Genomic DNA, 14,811 nt, shown 5'->3' with positions numbered 1-14,811 from the left:
CTTGGGGGCGGCTAGCTCAGCTGGTCAGAGCATCTCGTTTACACCGAGAGGGTCGGCGGTTCGAACCCGTCGCCGCCTACCAAACAAAAAGGCCGCCGGATTGCTCCGGCGGCCTTTCGTTTGTCTGGATCGGGCTGCGATCAGAAGCGGAAGCTGGCCCGCAGCAGCAGCGAGTAGCGGACATAGTCTTCCAGCAGCTCGGCGTCGCCGGTCAGCGACAGCATGCCCAGTTCGTTGCCGAAGTTCAGGCGGAAGCCCAGGATCGGCCCGCCGCCTTCGATGGCGTCGGGCGACAGGATGAAGTCCGGGCCGCCGCTGGCGAAGCGGGCGATGGTTTCGCCGGCGTCGACCGAGATGTTCTGCCGATAGCCGACGCGCAGTTCCGGACGGATCCAGCCGTTGCGGCCAAAGCCATAGCCGACGTTCATCGCCGCCACCGCCGAGAAGATGTGGCTGTCGCGCGAATCGATGTCGAGGTCGAAGCCGTCGCCGCCGCCCTTCTCACTGCGCGAGCCTTCCGACAGGCTGAAATATTCGCCGTAGATTTCTGGGCGAATGTTCAGGCGGCCGAAGTTGCGCTCATAGGAGGCGCCGCCGGCGACCGCAGCGGTCCAGCCGTGCCAGTCGGACTTGTTGTTCAGATAGACGCCCGTGGCGACCAGAGAGCGGTCCGCGCTGAAGGAGGCATAGCCGCCAGCCGCACGGGCCCAGGTCGTCCAGTACTGACCCTGAGCGCGCCAGTAGAGGCCCAGCTCCAGCAGGTTGGCCGACAGGACCTCTTCGGCCTCCGCCTCGGGATCCTTGATGTCGGACGAGGTGAAGGCGGCCGAGATGCCGACGGCGCCCAGGTTGGTGCCCTTTTCGACGCCGCCTGCGACGCCGAAGCCTTCCGAACGGAAGCCGTAGGAATCGGTCTTGTCCTTGTCGGCGTAGAAGTTGATCTCCTGCACCCAGGCGCTGGTTTCGCCCGGCGCAGCGGCGGCGTTGCGGCCGGTCAGCGCGCGGGTCACGGCATCAACGCCGGCCGAAAGCGACCTCAGCGGTCCGCCGGAGTGGTCGGGCAGCATCTGCTCATAGGCGTCGATGAAGCCGTCGCGCGACGTCTGCGACAGGAACAGGTTGCGCAGCGTCTCATTGGACCCCAACGCGCCATAGACGGCGTCGTACGCGGACGCCTCGACCGGGATCAGCCCAGCCTCGGAGGCCGTGCGGCGACGGGCGTCGACATAGACGGTGTTGCCCGCGACGCCGCCTTCGACGACGTAGAGATAGGGCGAGTTGTCGGATAGCAAGGTCTGGTTGATCTGACCCGCGTTCAATGTACCGGCGGTGATGACGTTGAAACGCTCAGGTCCGTCGATCAGCGAAGCGAAGCGTACGCCCAAGGTCGAGCCTGTCGCCAAGGTCGCATTGCCGCTGACGTTGAATCCGCCGGCGCGGTCGTTGGAGGGGTCAAGATTGACCAAGAGCGTGCCTTCCGAACCGATGTTCAGGTTCGAAATCGCCGTCGCACCCGTTTGGGTCGCATTCAGGGTGCCTTTCGACACGTTGATATCAAGCAGACCGTCGTCGTTTTTGATTGCGCCCGAAACGACGGCGCCGCCGCTGATGTTCAGTCGATCCGCACCTGAGCCAAAATCGATATCACCGGAGACAACGCCGTTCTCGATGTTGAACGTGTCGGCGCCTGAGCCAAACTTGATCGCGCCGACGATGGCGGGTTCGTTACTGTCCGGCACGCCGTCCTTGTCCGTGTCGGTCGCCGTGCTGCCAGCGGGCGCCAGAACGCCGTACTGACGCACAGTGGCGCCGGTCGTGTTCGAGGACAGATCAATGGCAATCGCTGTTCCATCAACCGGAGTAGTGTCGCTGCTATTCGGAACAAATGAGCCGACGATCGAGCCCGCATTGCTCAACTGGGTCAGCGAACCGGACTGATCGCGGATCGCCACCGCCGAGCCATGGTTTCCAGTGTAAGAGGCGACGATGTTGCCCGTGTTCGTCAGAGACCCGACGTTCGCACCGGCCCCAATAAGAATACCAGTCGAGACTTCCGTGCCCTTGCCGGAGGAAATCGCCTGGATATTGCTGGCGTTACTGATCGTCGGCGTTGTGACGCCGGACCCGACCCAGAGGCTCGTGGCATTGGCGTCCAATGCGGTGGACGTAATCCCGCCTTCGTTGCGAACGCCGCCAACGATATTGACCGCCTGGCCGCCGGTGACGCCGAGCTGAACCGCACGGGCTTCGACGCCGGAATACAGACCCGAGCCTGTGATTGTGCCGCGGTTAATCAATCCATAGGCCGCGTCGCCAGTCCCAACCGTGCCCAAGGTGACGGAGTTGGAGGTCGAACCGATCAGCAGCGCAGGCGCGCCGCCCAGCGATGTGATGGAGGCCGTCGTCTGGCTGGCGTCCGGAATGCCGTTGCCGTCACGGTCCGTATCGTCGCGGTTCTTGACGCCGTCGCCGTCATCGTCCTCGTCGCCGTTCTTGACGCCGTCCTTGTCGTCGTCGCCCTCGATGCCGGCCTCGGAATAGGCGAGCGCCTTGTCCAACAGCACGCCGCCGGCGACATTGGCGCCGACGCGCACGGCCGGTCCGCCTTGCAGCAGATCGTCGGCGTCGAGTTCGTCGAGGAACACGGTTGTGGCGTTATCGAACGTGCCGGTCGTCGGACGCACGGGCGGCGGGGTCGTGTAGCGGTAGCCGGTGGCGACCACGGTGGAGTGGATTTTCAGCGCGCCGCCGACATCGCCTTCAACGGAGACGCCCGACGCATTGGCGCCCAGCGCCGAGATAGAGCCGCCGAGCTCGACATTGCCGGAAATCGGGCCTGTCGTGCGGATGGCGGCGCTGTCGTTGCCGGTCACACGGACCGTGCCCAGGCTCTGAAGCTTGCCGTTCAGCGCGGATTCGACCGCCAGGCCGTAGGAGTTGTTGCCCTCGACTGCGATTGCGCCAGAGCCTTCGACCACAATGTTGCCGGTGAAGGGCGAGGCGCCGGTGACCCGTACGCCGTAGCGGCCGGTCCCGGTGGCGAACGGACCGTCCAGGTCGCCGTCGCCGTCGGTGTCCTTGATGTCGGCCGTTTCCTGGGTGTCGTTGACGGTGATCGAGCCGCCGACGATCACCGAGCCGGTGTTGCCGCCGTTGACCAGAAGACCTGTCGAGCCGTCGGCCGACTTGTCCATCGTGATGGAGCTGCCGCTGTCCAGATCGACGGTGTTGTTGCTGTTCAGGGTAACCGCCGCGCCCGAGGCGACGGCGACGCTGCCGCCGCTGGCGATGCGGATGTTGTCGGCGGCCGTGCCCGTCGCATTGGACGTCTGGATCGGCGTGGTCCGGGCGTTCGAGATGACGATCTCGGCCTGGGATCCGGTGGCGACCATCAAGGGGGCGATCGCCACGGCGGTCGCGAGCAAAATACGCATTCGGTAGAAACCCCTGGTGGTCACGCGTCACGTTACGGGAGACCCCTTAGCAGGGTCCGCGCCAGCGTTCCAAGTTTATCGAATTTGAGGCGAATGCAAGGCCGTGATGGTCCTTAGGCGATCCTGTAATGCGACCCGCGTTCGTTCGTCGATGCCCAATAGGCCGAATGCGGAGGGAATCGCGAAGGCGCGCACTTGAGCTTTGCCGCGCCGGGGTTTACGGGCGTCGAACGGTCTTAAAGGCTGCGTCCCGTGGACGCATCCATCGAACCCCTTCGGCGTTCGACAGCCCAGACCAGGCGAGAACACTCCATGAGCATGACAGACCTCGACGTCCAGGAAAGCGAACTCCGACTGATTCCGGGGCTGGACGTGGAAGTCGCCGATACGCTGCGGGCCTTGAAGGCGGCGGCGATGGACGAGCGGCCCCGGCTGGTGGACACCACAATGCTCTATGCGCCGCGCTCGGGCGGGGTGAAGCGCTATATCCTTTCCAAGAAGGCGTGGATCGAGGCCAATCGGCCAGGGGTCAGTCACTCGCTGATCGTGCCCGGCGCGCGTCACAAGGCGAGGGCCGACGGCATCGTGCAACTGCGGGCGACCAAGCTGCCGTTCGGGGACGGCTACCGCTGGCCCAGTTCGGTCAAGCGCTGGAGCGCCTGGGTGGCGGCGATGAAGCCGTCCATCATCGAGGCCGGGGACCCTTACACGCCGGGGCAGGGGGCTTTGGAGGCCGGTCAGCGAGTCGGATGCCCAGTCGTCGGCTTCTGCCACTCCGATCCAGCCGGGCTCGCCGCCTTGCATTTCGGCGAATGGGCCAAGAAGCCGGTGGAGAAACGCTGGGCGAAGCTGTTTTCACAGTTTGATCGGGTCGTGTCGCCCAGCCGCTTTATCGCGCGTCGCTTGGAAGAGGCCGGTGTGAACAACATCGTCATTCGGCCTCTGGGCGTGGAGATCGACACCTTCCGTCCGGAACGCCGTGACCGGCAGTGGCTGCTGAAACAGCTGGGTCTGGGCGAGGACGCGCGCCTACTGTGCTTCGCCGGTCGTCCAGCCAAGGAGAAGAACGTCGACGTGCTGATCGAGGCGGTCCAGAAGCTTGGCGCGCCCTATCATCTGGTTCTGGTCGGCGCTGGCGCGGGGATGCCGGAGGAAGATCGCGTCATCTCCATGCCCTATGAAAGCGATCCCAAGGCGGTCGCCAAGATCATCGCCAGCTGCGACGCCTTCGTTCACGCCAATGATAAAGAACCGTTCGGGCTGATCGTGCTGGAGGCCATGGCCTGCGGTCGCCCCCTGGTCGGGGTCAATGCGGGCGGCGTCGCCGAAACCGTCGACGAAAGCGTGGGGCAGCTGGCCGCCAGCGCGGATGCCGACGATTACGCCCAGGCGGTCGAGGCCTTGTTCACGCGTGACATCGAAGCGATCGGCCGGGTGGCGCGCGAAAAGGCGGTCAGCCAGTTCGCCTGGAACCGCGTCTTCGAAGACCTCTGCGTGGTCTACGGCGAGCTGACGGGCGAAGCGGCGTTCGTGAACCCGGATAGTGCACTGCCGCTGCACTGAGGCGGCCAAGGCCACGCCGCGTTCGAGTGGCGCGTTTCTGAAAACGGGAGCGCGCCACTTCTTTTAGTGATGTCTTGAAAAGAAGTGGCGCGAGTGACGGGGCTCGAACCCGCGACCTCCGGCGTGACAGGCCGGCACTCTAACCAACTGAGCTACACCCGCGTATCAGGTCGAAACTTTTGAGCTGTTTCGAAAGCTTTTTGGGAAGGCGGTGTGCGCCACTCTTCTATTTCTAGAAAGAGTGGCGCGAGTGACGGGGCTCGAACCCGCGACCTCCGGCGTGACAGGCCGGCACTCTAACCAACTGAGCTACACCCGCGTTTCCCGGCCGAAGCGGCTGTGCGCCCCGGCGAGGGGCGTCGTTTAGGCGGGCTGACACATCGCGTCAAGCGACCTTTTCGGAGAAACGCGCCCCTCAACGCGACGGGGCTGTGGACGGTGTGACGATCGCCGCCTGGGGCGGGCTTTGCGGGCCCGCTACGCCGCCGTCGGCAGGCTCATGGGCCGCCACAGCGGGAGGTGGCGGTTCATAATGGACGCCGACGCCCGGCCCCAACGGCAGGTCGAAGGCGACCCAGGCCGCGACCATGGCCAGACCGGCGACCAGGAAGGCCCCGGCGTAGGGGAGCATGGTCGCCATCAAGGAACCGAGGCCGAATCGCGGATCCCAGCGTTGGGCGAAGGTCAGGATCAGCGGGAAGTAGCTCATCAACGGCGTGGCGATGTTGGTGACGGAATCACCCATACGATAGGCGGCGGTCGTCATCTCGGGCGAAATGCCCAGCAGCATGAACATCGGCACCACGATGGGCGCCAGGGCCGACCACTTGGCCGAGGCCGAGCCGATGAATAGGTCGAAGAAGCACGAGACGAAGACGACGCAGATCAGCAGCAGCGGGGCGGGCAGGGCCAGGGTTTTCAGACCCGCCGCCGCATTGACCGCCAGGATCGGCCCCAAGCCCGACCAGTTGAACATGGCCACGAAGTGGGCGGCGAAGAAGGCCAGCACGATATAGGGCGCCAACTGGGCGATGCCGTCGCGCATCATCGTGACCATGTCGCGGTGCGACTGGATCGTGCCGGCTCCGGCCCCATAGGCCCCGCCGGTGACGAAGAAGGTGATGGCGAAAAAGGCGACCAGGGACTTGTAGAGCGGATTGAACTTCTGCTCGGGGTCCACCTCGGGATCGACGAATGGCGAGCCCGGTATGAAGGTCAGCAGGGCCCAGAGCGCGATCATGCCCAGAAGCGCCAGACCGGCGAACTTCAGGCCGCGCCTTTCGGCGGCGGTCAGGGGCTGTTTTTCCGAAGCGTTCGGTGCGGCGACGCCCTCTGCCGGCTTCCAGACGCCGAGGCGCGGCTCGATCACCCGGTCGGTCAGGAACCAGACGATGGGGGTGAAGACGAAGACGACGCCGACGATGAAGAACCAGTTGCCGGCGATGTTGACCGAATAGGACGGGTCGATCAGGCGGGCGGCCGGCTCGGTGATGCCCAGGATCAAGGCGTCGCTGGCGCCAGGGAACAGGTTGCCGGCATATCCGCCCGACACGGCGGCGAAGCCTGCGGCCAGACCCGCCAGCGGATGGCGGCCCGCAGCGGCGAAGATGACGGCCGCCAGCGGGATGACCACCACATAGGAGGCGTCCGACGCGTGATGGGACACCATGCCGGTGATCACGACGACGGGCGTCAGGATGGAGCGCGGGGCGTTCAGCAGGGCGCTGCGAATGGCGGTGGCGAACATCCCGGTCCGTTCGGCGACAGAAGCGCCGTAGATGATGGTGATGACGATGCCGAGGGGCGGGAAGTCCGCCAGGGTGCGGGGCATGCCGATGATCAACTGTTCCAGATTCTCGGCGGACAGCAGACTCTTTGCGACCAGTTGATCGCCGGTGACCGGATTGACGGCCGACCAGCCCAGGCCGGCGCCGACCATGCTGAGGACGATCAAACCGCCGATCAGCCAAAGGAACAGGAAGACAGGATCGGGAAGTCGATTACCGATCCGCTCGACAGCGTTCAGGGCGCGGCTGGCTAGGCTCATTCGGATGACTTTCGGTTACGCGATCGGCTCGCCAATAGGCCTTTGCGGCCCGGCGACGCGCAAGCGTCGGCCCTGCGACATATGGCGCGCAAAGTTGCGAGCCGTTCTCAATGAAAATCCAATGGCCGCAGGGGTTTGAACGGCGGCGGTCTTGGGTCTAAGAAGCGCCGAATCCCGCCTCTCCCCGGCGGACGAGGTTCTTCGAATGAACGCATTCCTTCTCGAATATCTTCCGGTCCTGGTCTTCGCCGGCCTAGCCGCCTTCATCGGCATTCTTTTCATCGTGCTGCCGCTGCTGCTGGCGCCGAAGAGCCCCGATAGTGAGAAGCTGTCGGCCTATGAGTGCGGCTTCAACGCCTTCGACGATGCCCGGATGAAGTTCGACATCCGCTTCTATCTGGTGTCGATCCTGTTCATCATCTTCGACCTGGAAGTCGCCTTCCTGTTCCCGTGGGCGGTGTCGATGTTCGATCTGTCGCACGCCGGCATGGTGTTCGCCTTCTGGTCGATGATGGTCTTCCTGGGCGTATTGACCATCGGCTTCATCTACGAATGGAAGAAGGGAGCCCTGGAATGGGAGTAGTCGCCGCTTCCAAGCCCGCAGGCCTGGTGTCTGCATCGGGCGCGCCGCTGGTTCCGGCCGGCGCCGGCGCGCGTTCGACCGTCGAGGGTTATGACCCCAAGGTCCACGACAAGTTCTTCGAGGCCGTGGACATGGAGCTCGGCGAGCGCGGCTATCTGGTCGCCGCCGCCGACGACGTCATCAACTGGGCCCGCACGGGCTCGCTGATGTGGATGACGTTCGGCTTGGCCTGCTGCGCCGTCGAGATGATCCAAATGTCGATGCCGCGCTTCGATGTCGAGCGCTTCGGCATGGCGCCGCGTGCCAGCCCGCGTCAGTCGGACCTGATGATCGTCGCCGGCACCCTGACCAACAAGATGGCCCCGGCCATCCGCAAGGTCTACGATCAGATGCCCGATCCGCGCTATGTCGTGTCGATGGGCAGCTGCGCCAATGGTGGCGGCTACTACCACTATAGTTACAGCGTCGTGCGCGGTTGCGACCGCGTTGTGCCGGTCGACGTCTATGTGCCCGGCTGTCCGCCGACTGCCGAGGCGCTGCTTTACGGCCTGCTGCAACTGCAGAAGAAGATCCGTCGCACGGGGACCATCGACCGATGACCTCTCTGGCTGTTCAAGCGCAACACGAAGCCGCCCTGACGCCGCTGGGCGCCGAGATGGTCGGTGCGCTGGGCGTCGAGGCCCAGGTGGCGTTCGGCGAGCTGACGTTGGTCGCGCCGCGCGAGCGGATCGTCGAGGTGCTGACGACCCTGCGCGATCAATTCGGCTTCCAGCAGCTGCTCGACCTGTGCGGTGTGGACTATCCAGATCGCAAGGAGCGGTTCGAGGTCGTCTATCACCTGCTGTCGATGACGCGGAACGCGCGCCTGCGGGTCAAGGTCTCGACCGACGAGACCCAGCCGGTGCCGTCGGTCATCTCGGTTTATCCGGCCGCCAACTGGTTCGAGCGTGAAGCCTACGACATGTACGGCATGCTGTTCTCGGGTCACCCGGACATGCGTCGCCTGCTGACGGACTATGGCTTCGAAGGCCATCCGCTGCGCAAGGACTTCCCGATGACGGGCTATGTCGAGGTCCGCTACGACGAGGAACAGCGCCGCGTGGTCTATGAGCCGGTCAAGCTGACCCAAGAATTCCGCACCTTCGATTTCCTGTCGCCCTGGGAGGGCGCCGAATACCCCGCGCCGGTCCTGCCCGGCGACGAGAAGGCGGGAGGCCAGGCGTAATGGCTGACGGAAACCCCACGGTGGCGCCGCTGGGCGTCAATGTGTTCGAGGACGACCTCGACACCCGCACCGCCCACGCGCGCGAGATGGAAGACCGCAAGTTCACCATCAACTTCGGTCCGCAACACCCGGCCGCGCACGGCGTGCTGCGCCTGGTGCTGGAACTGGACGGCGAAATCGTCGAGCGCGTCGATCCGCACATCGGCCTGCTGCACCGCGGCACCGAAAAGCTGATGGAGGCCCGCACCTACCTTCAGAACGTGCCGTATCTGGACCGGTTGGACTACGTCTCGCCGATGAACCAGGAGCACGCCTTCTGCCTGGCCATCGAGAAGCTGCTGGGCATCGAGGTTCCGTATCGGGCGCAGCTGATCCGCGTTCTGTATTCGGAAATCGGCCGCATCCTGTCGCACATGCTGAACGTGACGACCCAGGCCATGGACGTCGGCGCGCTGACGCCGCCGCTCTGGGGCTTCGAGGAACGCGAAAAGCTGATGGTGTTCTACGAGCGCGCTTGCGGCGCCCGTCTGCACGCCAACTACTTCCGTCCCGGCGGCGTCCACCAGGACCTGCCGATGGACCTGATCGACGACATCGGCCGCTGGTGCCACGAGTTCCCGCCGGCGCTGAAGGACATCGAAAGCCTGGTCACCGAGAACCGCATCTTCAAACAGCGCAACGTGGACATCGGCGTGGTGTCCAAGCAGCAGGCCCTGGAATGGGGCTTCACCGGCGTGATGCTGCGCGGCTCGAACATCGCTTGGGACCTGCGCAAGTCGCAGCCCTATGAGTGCTATGCCGAGCTCGACTTCGACGTGGTCGTCGGCAAGAACGGCGACTGCTGGGACCGCTATCTGGTGCGCATCGAGGAGATGAAGCAGTCGGTGCGGATCATGGAGCAGTGCATCCACAAGCTGCGCAACTGCCCCGGCGAGCCGGTGATGGTCGAGGACAACAAGATCGTCCCGCCGCGCCGTGGCGAGATGAAGCGCTCGATGGAATCGCTGATCCACCACTTCAAGCTCTACACCGAGGGCTTCAAGACGCCCGAGGGCGAGGTCTATGCCTCGGTCGAGGCGCCCAAAGGCGAGTTCGGCATCTATCTGGTGTCGGACGGCACCAACAAACCCTATCGCGTGAAGATCTCGGCGCCGGGCTTCCGCTCGCTGCAGGCGATGGACTGGATGAACCGTGGCCACCAACTGGCCGACGTGTCCGCCATCCTGGGCTCGCTCGACATCGTTTTCGGAGAAGTGGACCGATGAGCGTTCGTCGTCTCGCCAAGGAACAGCCCGCCTCGTTCGCCTTCTCGGCCGATACGACGGCCAAGGCCGAATGGTGGATCAAGAAGTATCCCGAGGGCCGTCGTCAGTCGGCGGTGATCCCGATCCTGTGGCTGGTGCAAAAGCAGGAAGGCTGGGTGTCCGAACCTGCCATCCGCGCGATCGCCGAGCTGCTGGACATGGCCTATATCCGGGTGCTGGAGGTGGCGACCTTCTACACCATGTTCATGCTGGAGCCGGTCGGCAAGACGGCGCTGATCCAGGTGTGCGGCACCACGCCTTGCATGCTGCGCGGCGCCAATGAGCTGATGCGCGTCTGCAAGGAGAAGATCGGTCCCAAGGATCATCTGTCCGCCGACGGCCGCTTCACCTGGCAGGAAGTCGAGTGCCTGGGCGCCTGCTCCAACGCGCCGATGGCCCAGATCAACGACTACTATTTCGAGGACCTGACGCCCGAGACGATCGGCCGGATCATCGACGACTTCGCCGCCGGCAAGACGCCCGAGCCGGGCTCCTACATTGGTCGCACCAATGCGGCGCCGGAGGGCGGGGCCAAGACCCTGCTCGATGCGACGCTGTATGACGGCTCGGCCGCCAAGCCGATCAATAAGCTGCCGAACAGCGACCCCGCGCCGGTCGAGAAGGCCCCGGCCTGATGTCGCCGCCGGATCTGAACACCGAGGAGGGCCGCGCAGCCTACCGCAAGGAACTGCGCAACGTCGGGCGTCCGCTGCGCGCGGGCGGCCTGGCCATGGTCGTCGGCGCGGCCGTTCTGATCCTGATCTCGCGTCAGGGCGCAGTCGGGCCGTGGGCGGTCAATCTCTCCTACTTCATGCTGGCGGCGGGCTGGGTGATGGTCATCGCGGCCATCTGGATGCGCACGCGCCACCACAAGCGCCGTCTGGCGGAAGGACTCTGAGGGCCATGGTCGGCATTCTCGAAGACAAGGATCGCATCTTCACCAACCTGTACGGCTTCCACGACTGGACGCTGGACGGGGCGAAGAACCGCGGTGCCTGGAACGCCACCAAGGACATGCTGGACCTTGGCCGCGACTGGATCATCAACAACGTCAAGGCCTCGGGTCTGCGCGGCCGGGGCGGCGCAGGCTTCTCGACCGGGCTGAAGTGGTCGTTCATGCCCAAGGATGTGAAGGATCGTCCTCACTACCTGGTCATCAACGCCGACGAATCCGAGCCCGCGACCTGCAAGGACCGCGAGATCATGCGTCATGATCCGCACCTGCTGATCGAAGGCGCGCTGATCGCCAGCTTCGCGATGCAGGCCCATGCCTGCTACATCTATCTGCGCGGCGAGTACGTGCTGGAGCGCGAGCGGATGGAAGCGGCCGTCAAGCAGGCCTATGAGGCCAAGCTGATCGGCGACGGCAACGTCCACGGCTGGGACTTCCACGTCTATATTCACCATGGCGCGGGCGCCTATATCTGCGGCGAAGAGACGGCTCTGCTGGAATCGTTGGAAGGCAAGAAGGGTCAACCCCGCCTGAAGCCGCCGTTCCCGGCCGGCGCGGGTCTGTACGGCTGCCCGACCACGGTGAACAACGTCGAGTCGATAGCCGTCGTCGGCACGATCCTGCGTCGCGGCGCCGACTGGTTCGCCAGCTTCGGCCGTCCGAACAACACCGGCACCAAGCTGATGTCCCTGTCCGGCCACGTGAACACGCCCTGCGTGGTCGAAGAGGCCATGTCGATCCCGCTGCGTCAGCTGATCGAGGATCACGGCGGCGGCGTGCGTGGCGGCTGGAGCAATCTGAAGGCCATCATCCCCGGCGGCGCGTCCTGCCCGGTGATCACGCGCGAACAGGCCGAGACGGTCCTGATGGACTTCGATTCCATGCGCGAGGTTCGCTCTTCGCTGGGCACCGCCGGCGTGACGGTCATGGACGAATCCACCGACATCGTGAAGGCGATCGCCCGCATCAGCTACTTCTTTAAACACGAGAGCTGCGGCCAGTGCACGCCGTGCCGCGAAGGCACGGGCTGGATGTGGCGCGTGCTGGAGCGGATGGCCGTGGGCGAGGCCGATCCGTCGGAAATCGACCTGCTGCTGGACGTCGCCGGACAAGTCGAGGGGCACACGATCTGCGCCCTGGGCGACGCGGCCGCCTGGCCGGTTCAGGGCCTGATCCGTCACTTCCGTCACGAGATCGAAGAGCGGATCGCGAACTATCGCAGCCGCCGTGCGAACTTCGCCGGCCACGCGATCGCGGCGGAGTAGAGATGCGCCTCGCCGTCGCCCTGTTGCTGACGCTTCCGATCCTCGCCGCTTGCGGCGAGGGGGAAAAGGTTGCGCCTGAAGCGTCGACCGCGCCTGCGACGGCCGCCCCCGCTCAAGTCGCGCCTGTCGCGATGGCGGCGACTCCGGCGAACCTCGAGACGGCTTGCCGCGACGTGGTGAACCGCATGTATGGCCAGGAAGGCGACGCCATCGCCTTCACCGCCACCGGTGAACGCACGGCCCAGGTGTCGTGGCGCGCGCCGGTCGATGGTGGCAGGCTGGAATTCGAATGCCGGGCGGAAGCCGACGGCGCGGGCCTGTTCCGCGACGGTCAGCCGATGTCCGTGGATGTACAAATGGCGGCTCCCGCCGCCAAGCAAGAGGCCCGCTGATGCCTATCGCCAAGGTCAACGGCGTCGAAACCGAGTTCGAGCCCGGCATGACCGTGCTCCAGGTCGCCGAACGCGCGGGACAAGAGATTCCGCGCTTTTGCTATCACGAGCGCCTGTCCATCGCCGGCAACTGCCGCATGTGCCTGGTCGAGGTGAAGCCTGGACCGCCGAAGCCGCAGGCTTCGTGCGCGCTTCCGGCCGCCGACGGCCAGGAAATCTTCACCGACACGCCGATGGTCAAGAAGGCCCGCGAAGGGGTGATGGAATTCCTGCTCATCAACCACCCGCTGGATTGCCCGATCTGCGACCAGGGCGGCGAGTGCGACCTGCAGGACCAGTCGGTCGGCTATGGCCGCGACGGCTCGCGCTATTCGGAGAACAAGCGCGCGGTCGAAGAAAAGGCGATGGGTCCGACCATCAAGACCTTCATGACGCGCTGCATCCAGTGCACGCGCTGCGTCCGCTTCATCACCGAAGTCGCCGGCGTGCCGGACATCGGCATGATCTCGCGCGGCGAGGACGCCGAGATCACGACCTATCTGGAGAAGTCGGTCGCCTCGGAACTGTCGGGCAACGTCAACGACCTGTGCCCTGTCGGCGCCCTGACGCACCGTCCGTGGCAGTACCACTATCGTCCGTGGGAACTGAAGAAGACCGAGACCATCGACGTCATGGACGCCTTGGGCTCGAACATCCGCGCCGACTACCGCGGGTCCGAGGTCATGCGCGTGCTGCCGCGCGTCAACGAGGGCATCAACGAGGAGTGGCTGTCGGACAAGAGCCGCTATGTCATCGACGGCCTGACCGCGCGTCGTCTGGACCGTCCGTGGATCCGTGAGAACGGCAAGCTGCGCGCCGCCTCGTGGAACGAGGCGCTGGACGCCGTCGCCGCCAAGCTGAAGGCCGCGCCGGCCGACCGCATCGGCGTCATCGCCGGCGACCTGCAGGACGCCGAGTCGATGAAGGCGACGCTTGACCTGTTCCGCGCGCTCGGCTCCAACAACACCGACTGCCGCCAGGATGGCGCCGCCCTGGGTTATGGACCGCGTGAAGGCTGGCTGTTCAACTCCGGCTTGGAAGGCATTGAAAAGGCTGACGCTGTTCTGATCGTCGGCGCCAATCCGCGCACCGAGGCGCCGCTGCTGAACGCCCGCCTGCGCAAGGCCTGGCTGAAGGGCGACATGGAGATCGGCCTGATCGGCGAACAGGCCGACCTGACGTTCGACTACGCCTATCTGGGCGCAGGCACGCAGACCCTGGCCAAGCTGCCGAAGTCGGCGCTGGACTTCCTGACCAAGGCCGAGCGCCCGGCGATCATAGTCGGCTCCGGCGCGCTGGGCGGGGAGGGCGGTCCGGCCGTTCTGAACGCGCTCGGCGCCCTGGCCAAGAAGGTCGGCGTCGTCGCTGACGGCTGGAACGGCTTTAATGTCCTGCACCACGCCGCGTCGCGCGTCGCCGGTCTGGACATGGGCTTCGTGCCGGCTGACGGCGGCCTGACGGTCTCTGAGATGCTGAAACCGGATGCGCTGGACGTGCTGTTCCTGTTGGGCGCCGATGAGGTCGATCCGACCGGTTCGAACGCCTTCCGCGTCTATCTGGGCAGCCACGGCGACCGCGGCGCGCACGGCGCGGACGTGATCCTGCCGGGCGCGGCCTACACCGAGAAGGCCGGCCTGTACGTCAACACCGAGGGCCGGGTGCAGATGGCCGAACGCGTCGTCTTCCCCAAGGGCGAGGCCAAGGAAGACTGGGCCATCATCCGCGCCCTGTCGGCGCGCGTCGATCAAACCCTGCCTTACGACACGCTGGAGCAACTGCGCGCCAGGCTGATGGGTGATCATCCGACCTTCGGCCGGATCGACTATCTGCCCGCGCCGGCGACGTTCGACGTGGCGGCCCTGGGCGCCAAGGGCGATCTGGGCGACCGCGCCTTCGTCTCGGCGGTGACCGACCCGTATCTTTCCAATCCGATAGCGCGCGCCAGCGCGACGATGGCCGAGCTGTCCGCCCTGCGGACCCAGCCGGTCGCAATGGCGGCGGAGTAAG

Annotated in this window: 12 protein-coding genes and 3 tRNA genes; 11 read left to right on the top strand and 4 right to left on the bottom strand. The window is 65.3% G+C overall.

Annotation, left to right across the window (positions count from 1 at the left end; all coding sequences use genetic code 11):
• The first annotated feature begins 5 nt into the window (after positions 1 to 5).
• Positions 6 to 82, top strand: a tRNA-Val gene (locus tag O2K97_RS10285).
• A gap of 58 nt (positions 83 to 140) precedes the next feature.
• On the opposite strand, the gene O2K97_RS10280 is transcribed toward O2K97_RS10285, so the two are convergent.
• Positions 141 to 3,434: an autotransporter outer membrane beta-barrel domain-containing protein gene (locus tag O2K97_RS10280; protein WP_269219188.1), complete on the bottom strand. Its 3,294-nt coding sequence runs from the start codon at positions 3,432 to 3,434 to the stop codon at positions 141 to 143.
• Between the two features lie 312 nt (positions 3,435 to 3,746).
• Here O2K97_RS10280 and O2K97_RS10275 point away from each other — a divergent pair, with 312 nt between their 5' ends.
• On the top strand, positions 3,747 to 4,997 hold the full coding sequence (locus O2K97_RS10275; RefSeq protein WP_269219187.1) for a glycosyltransferase: 1,251 nt from the start codon (positions 3,747 to 3,749) through the stop codon (positions 4,995 to 4,997).
• 85 nt (positions 4,998 to 5,082) lie between these two features.
• On the opposite strand, the gene O2K97_RS10270 is transcribed toward O2K97_RS10275, so the two are convergent.
• The 3 genes from O2K97_RS10270 to O2K97_RS10260 all read right to left on the bottom strand — a co-directional run bounded on the left by O2K97_RS10270 (position 5,083) and on the right by O2K97_RS10260 (position 7,044).
• Positions 5,083 to 5,159, bottom strand: a tRNA-Asp gene (locus O2K97_RS10270).
• 80 nt (positions 5,160 to 5,239) lie between these two features.
• Positions 5,240 to 5,316 (bottom strand) — tRNA-Asp (locus O2K97_RS10265).
• Positions 5,317 to 5,412: 96 nt separating this feature from the next.
• The gene (locus tag O2K97_RS10260) at positions 5,413 to 7,044 is read right to left on the bottom strand and encodes an AbgT family transporter (protein ID WP_269219186.1); all 1,632 of its coding nucleotides are present in this window, start codon (positions 7,042 to 7,044) and stop codon (positions 5,413 to 5,415) included.
• A 205-nt stretch (positions 7,045 to 7,249) separates the two neighbouring features.
• Between O2K97_RS10260 and O2K97_RS10255 the strand changes: the two genes are divergently transcribed.
• The 9 genes from O2K97_RS10255 to nuoG all read left to right on the top strand — a co-directional run bounded on the left by O2K97_RS10255 (position 7,250) and on the right by nuoG (position 14,810).
• The gene (locus O2K97_RS10255; protein ID WP_269219185.1) at positions 7,250 to 7,627 is read left to right on the top strand and encodes an NADH-quinone oxidoreductase subunit A; all 378 of its coding nucleotides are present in this window, start codon (positions 7,250 to 7,252) and stop codon (positions 7,625 to 7,627) included.
• On the top strand, positions 7,597 to 8,226 hold the full coding sequence (locus tag O2K97_RS10250) for a NuoB/complex I 20 kDa subunit family protein (protein WP_269219184.1): 630 nt from the start codon (positions 7,597 to 7,599) through the stop codon (positions 8,224 to 8,226). Before O2K97_RS10255 ends, O2K97_RS10250 begins: the two co-directional genes overlap by 31 nt.
• A complete protein-coding gene (locus O2K97_RS10245) occupies positions 8,223 to 8,852 on the top strand; it encodes an NADH-quinone oxidoreductase subunit C (protein WP_269219183.1) in 630 nt (209 codons plus the stop codon). The genes O2K97_RS10250 and O2K97_RS10245 overlap by 4 nt, the downstream gene beginning before the upstream one ends.
• An 86-nt stretch (positions 8,853 to 8,938) precedes the next feature.
• Positions 8,939 to 10,117 carry an NADH-quinone oxidoreductase subunit D gene (locus O2K97_RS10240; protein WP_088582886.1) on the top strand — a complete coding sequence of 393 codons (1,179 nt, stop codon included), beginning with the start codon at positions 8,939 to 8,941 and terminating at the stop codon, positions 10,115 to 10,117.
• The gene (gene nuoE, locus O2K97_RS10235; RefSeq protein ID WP_269219182.1) at positions 10,114 to 10,791 is read left to right on the top strand and encodes an NADH-quinone oxidoreductase subunit NuoE; all 678 of its coding nucleotides are present in this window, start codon (positions 10,114 to 10,116) and stop codon (positions 10,789 to 10,791) included. Before O2K97_RS10240 ends, nuoE begins: the two co-directional genes overlap by 4 nt.
• Entirely contained in the window at positions 10,791 to 11,054 is a 264-nt protein-coding gene (locus tag O2K97_RS10230) for a hypothetical protein (RefSeq protein ID WP_017503994.1), read from the top strand. The genes nuoE and O2K97_RS10230 overlap by 1 nt, the downstream gene beginning before the upstream one ends.
• Positions 11,055 to 11,059: 5 nt before the next feature.
• Entirely contained in the window at positions 11,060 to 12,373 is a 1,314-nt protein-coding gene (gene nuoF / locus O2K97_RS10225) for an NADH-quinone oxidoreductase subunit NuoF (RefSeq protein WP_269219181.1), read from the top strand.
• A 2-nt stretch (positions 12,374 to 12,375) separates the two neighbouring features.
• A complete protein-coding gene (locus O2K97_RS10220; protein WP_269219180.1) occupies positions 12,376 to 12,765 on the top strand; it encodes a hypothetical protein in 390 nt (129 codons plus the stop codon).
• A complete protein-coding gene (nuoG, locus tag O2K97_RS10215) occupies positions 12,765 to 14,810 on the top strand; it encodes an NADH-quinone oxidoreductase subunit NuoG (protein WP_269219179.1) in 2,046 nt (681 codons plus the stop codon). Before O2K97_RS10220 ends, nuoG begins: the two co-directional genes overlap by 1 nt.
• Position 14,811 lies beyond the last annotated feature (1 nt).

Origin of the sequence: Brevundimonas vesicularis (genome assembly GCF_027105095.1) — a bacterium.
GTDB classification, from domain to species: Bacteria; Pseudomonadota; Alphaproteobacteria; order Caulobacterales; family Caulobacteraceae; genus Brevundimonas; species Brevundimonas vesicularis_E.
This window is presented reverse-complemented; position numbering and strand designations above follow the sequence as displayed.

Bases quoted from the DNA above. Each gene is read 5' to 3' on its own strand.
- nuoF (WP_269219181.1), top strand. From the start codon at position 11,060: ATGGTCGGCATTCTCGAAGACAAGGATCGCATCTTCACCAACCTGTAC.
- nuoG (WP_269219179.1), top strand. From the start codon at position 12,765: ATGCCTATCGCCAAGGTCAACGGCGTCGAAACCGAGTTCGAGCCCGGC.
- O2K97_RS10240 (WP_088582886.1), top strand. From the start codon at position 8,939: ATGGAAGACCGCAAGTTCACCATCAACTTCGGTCCGCAACACCCGGCC.
- O2K97_RS10220 (WP_269219180.1), top strand. From the start codon at position 12,376: ATGCGCCTCGCCGTCGCCCTGTTGCTGACGCTTCCGATCCTCGCCGCT.
- O2K97_RS10275 (WP_269219187.1), top strand. From the start codon at position 3,747: ATGAGCATGACAGACCTCGACGTCCAGGAAAGCGAACTCCGACTGATT.
- nuoE (WP_269219182.1), top strand. From the start codon at position 10,114: ATGAGCGTTCGTCGTCTCGCCAAGGAACAGCCCGCCTCGTTCGCCTTC.
- O2K97_RS10255 (WP_269219185.1), top strand. From the start codon at position 7,250: ATGAACGCATTCCTTCTCGAATATCTTCCGGTCCTGGTCTTCGCCGGC.
- O2K97_RS10230 (WP_017503994.1), top strand. From the start codon at position 10,791: ATGTCGCCGCCGGATCTGAACACCGAGGAGGGCCGCGCAGCCTACCGC.
- O2K97_RS10250 (WP_269219184.1), top strand. From the start codon at position 7,597: ATGGAAGAAGGGAGCCCTGGAATGGGAGTAGTCGCCGCTTCCAAGCCC.
- O2K97_RS10260 (WP_269219186.1), bottom strand. From the start codon at position 7,044: ATGAGCCTAGCCAGCCGCGCCCTGAACGCTGTCGAGCGGATCGGTAAT.
- O2K97_RS10280 (WP_269219188.1), bottom strand. From the start codon at position 3,434: ATGCGTATTTTGCTCGCGACCGCCGTGGCGATCGCCCCCTTGATGGTC.
- O2K97_RS10245 (WP_269219183.1), top strand. From the start codon at position 8,223: ATGACCTCTCTGGCTGTTCAAGCGCAACACGAAGCCGCCCTGACGCCG.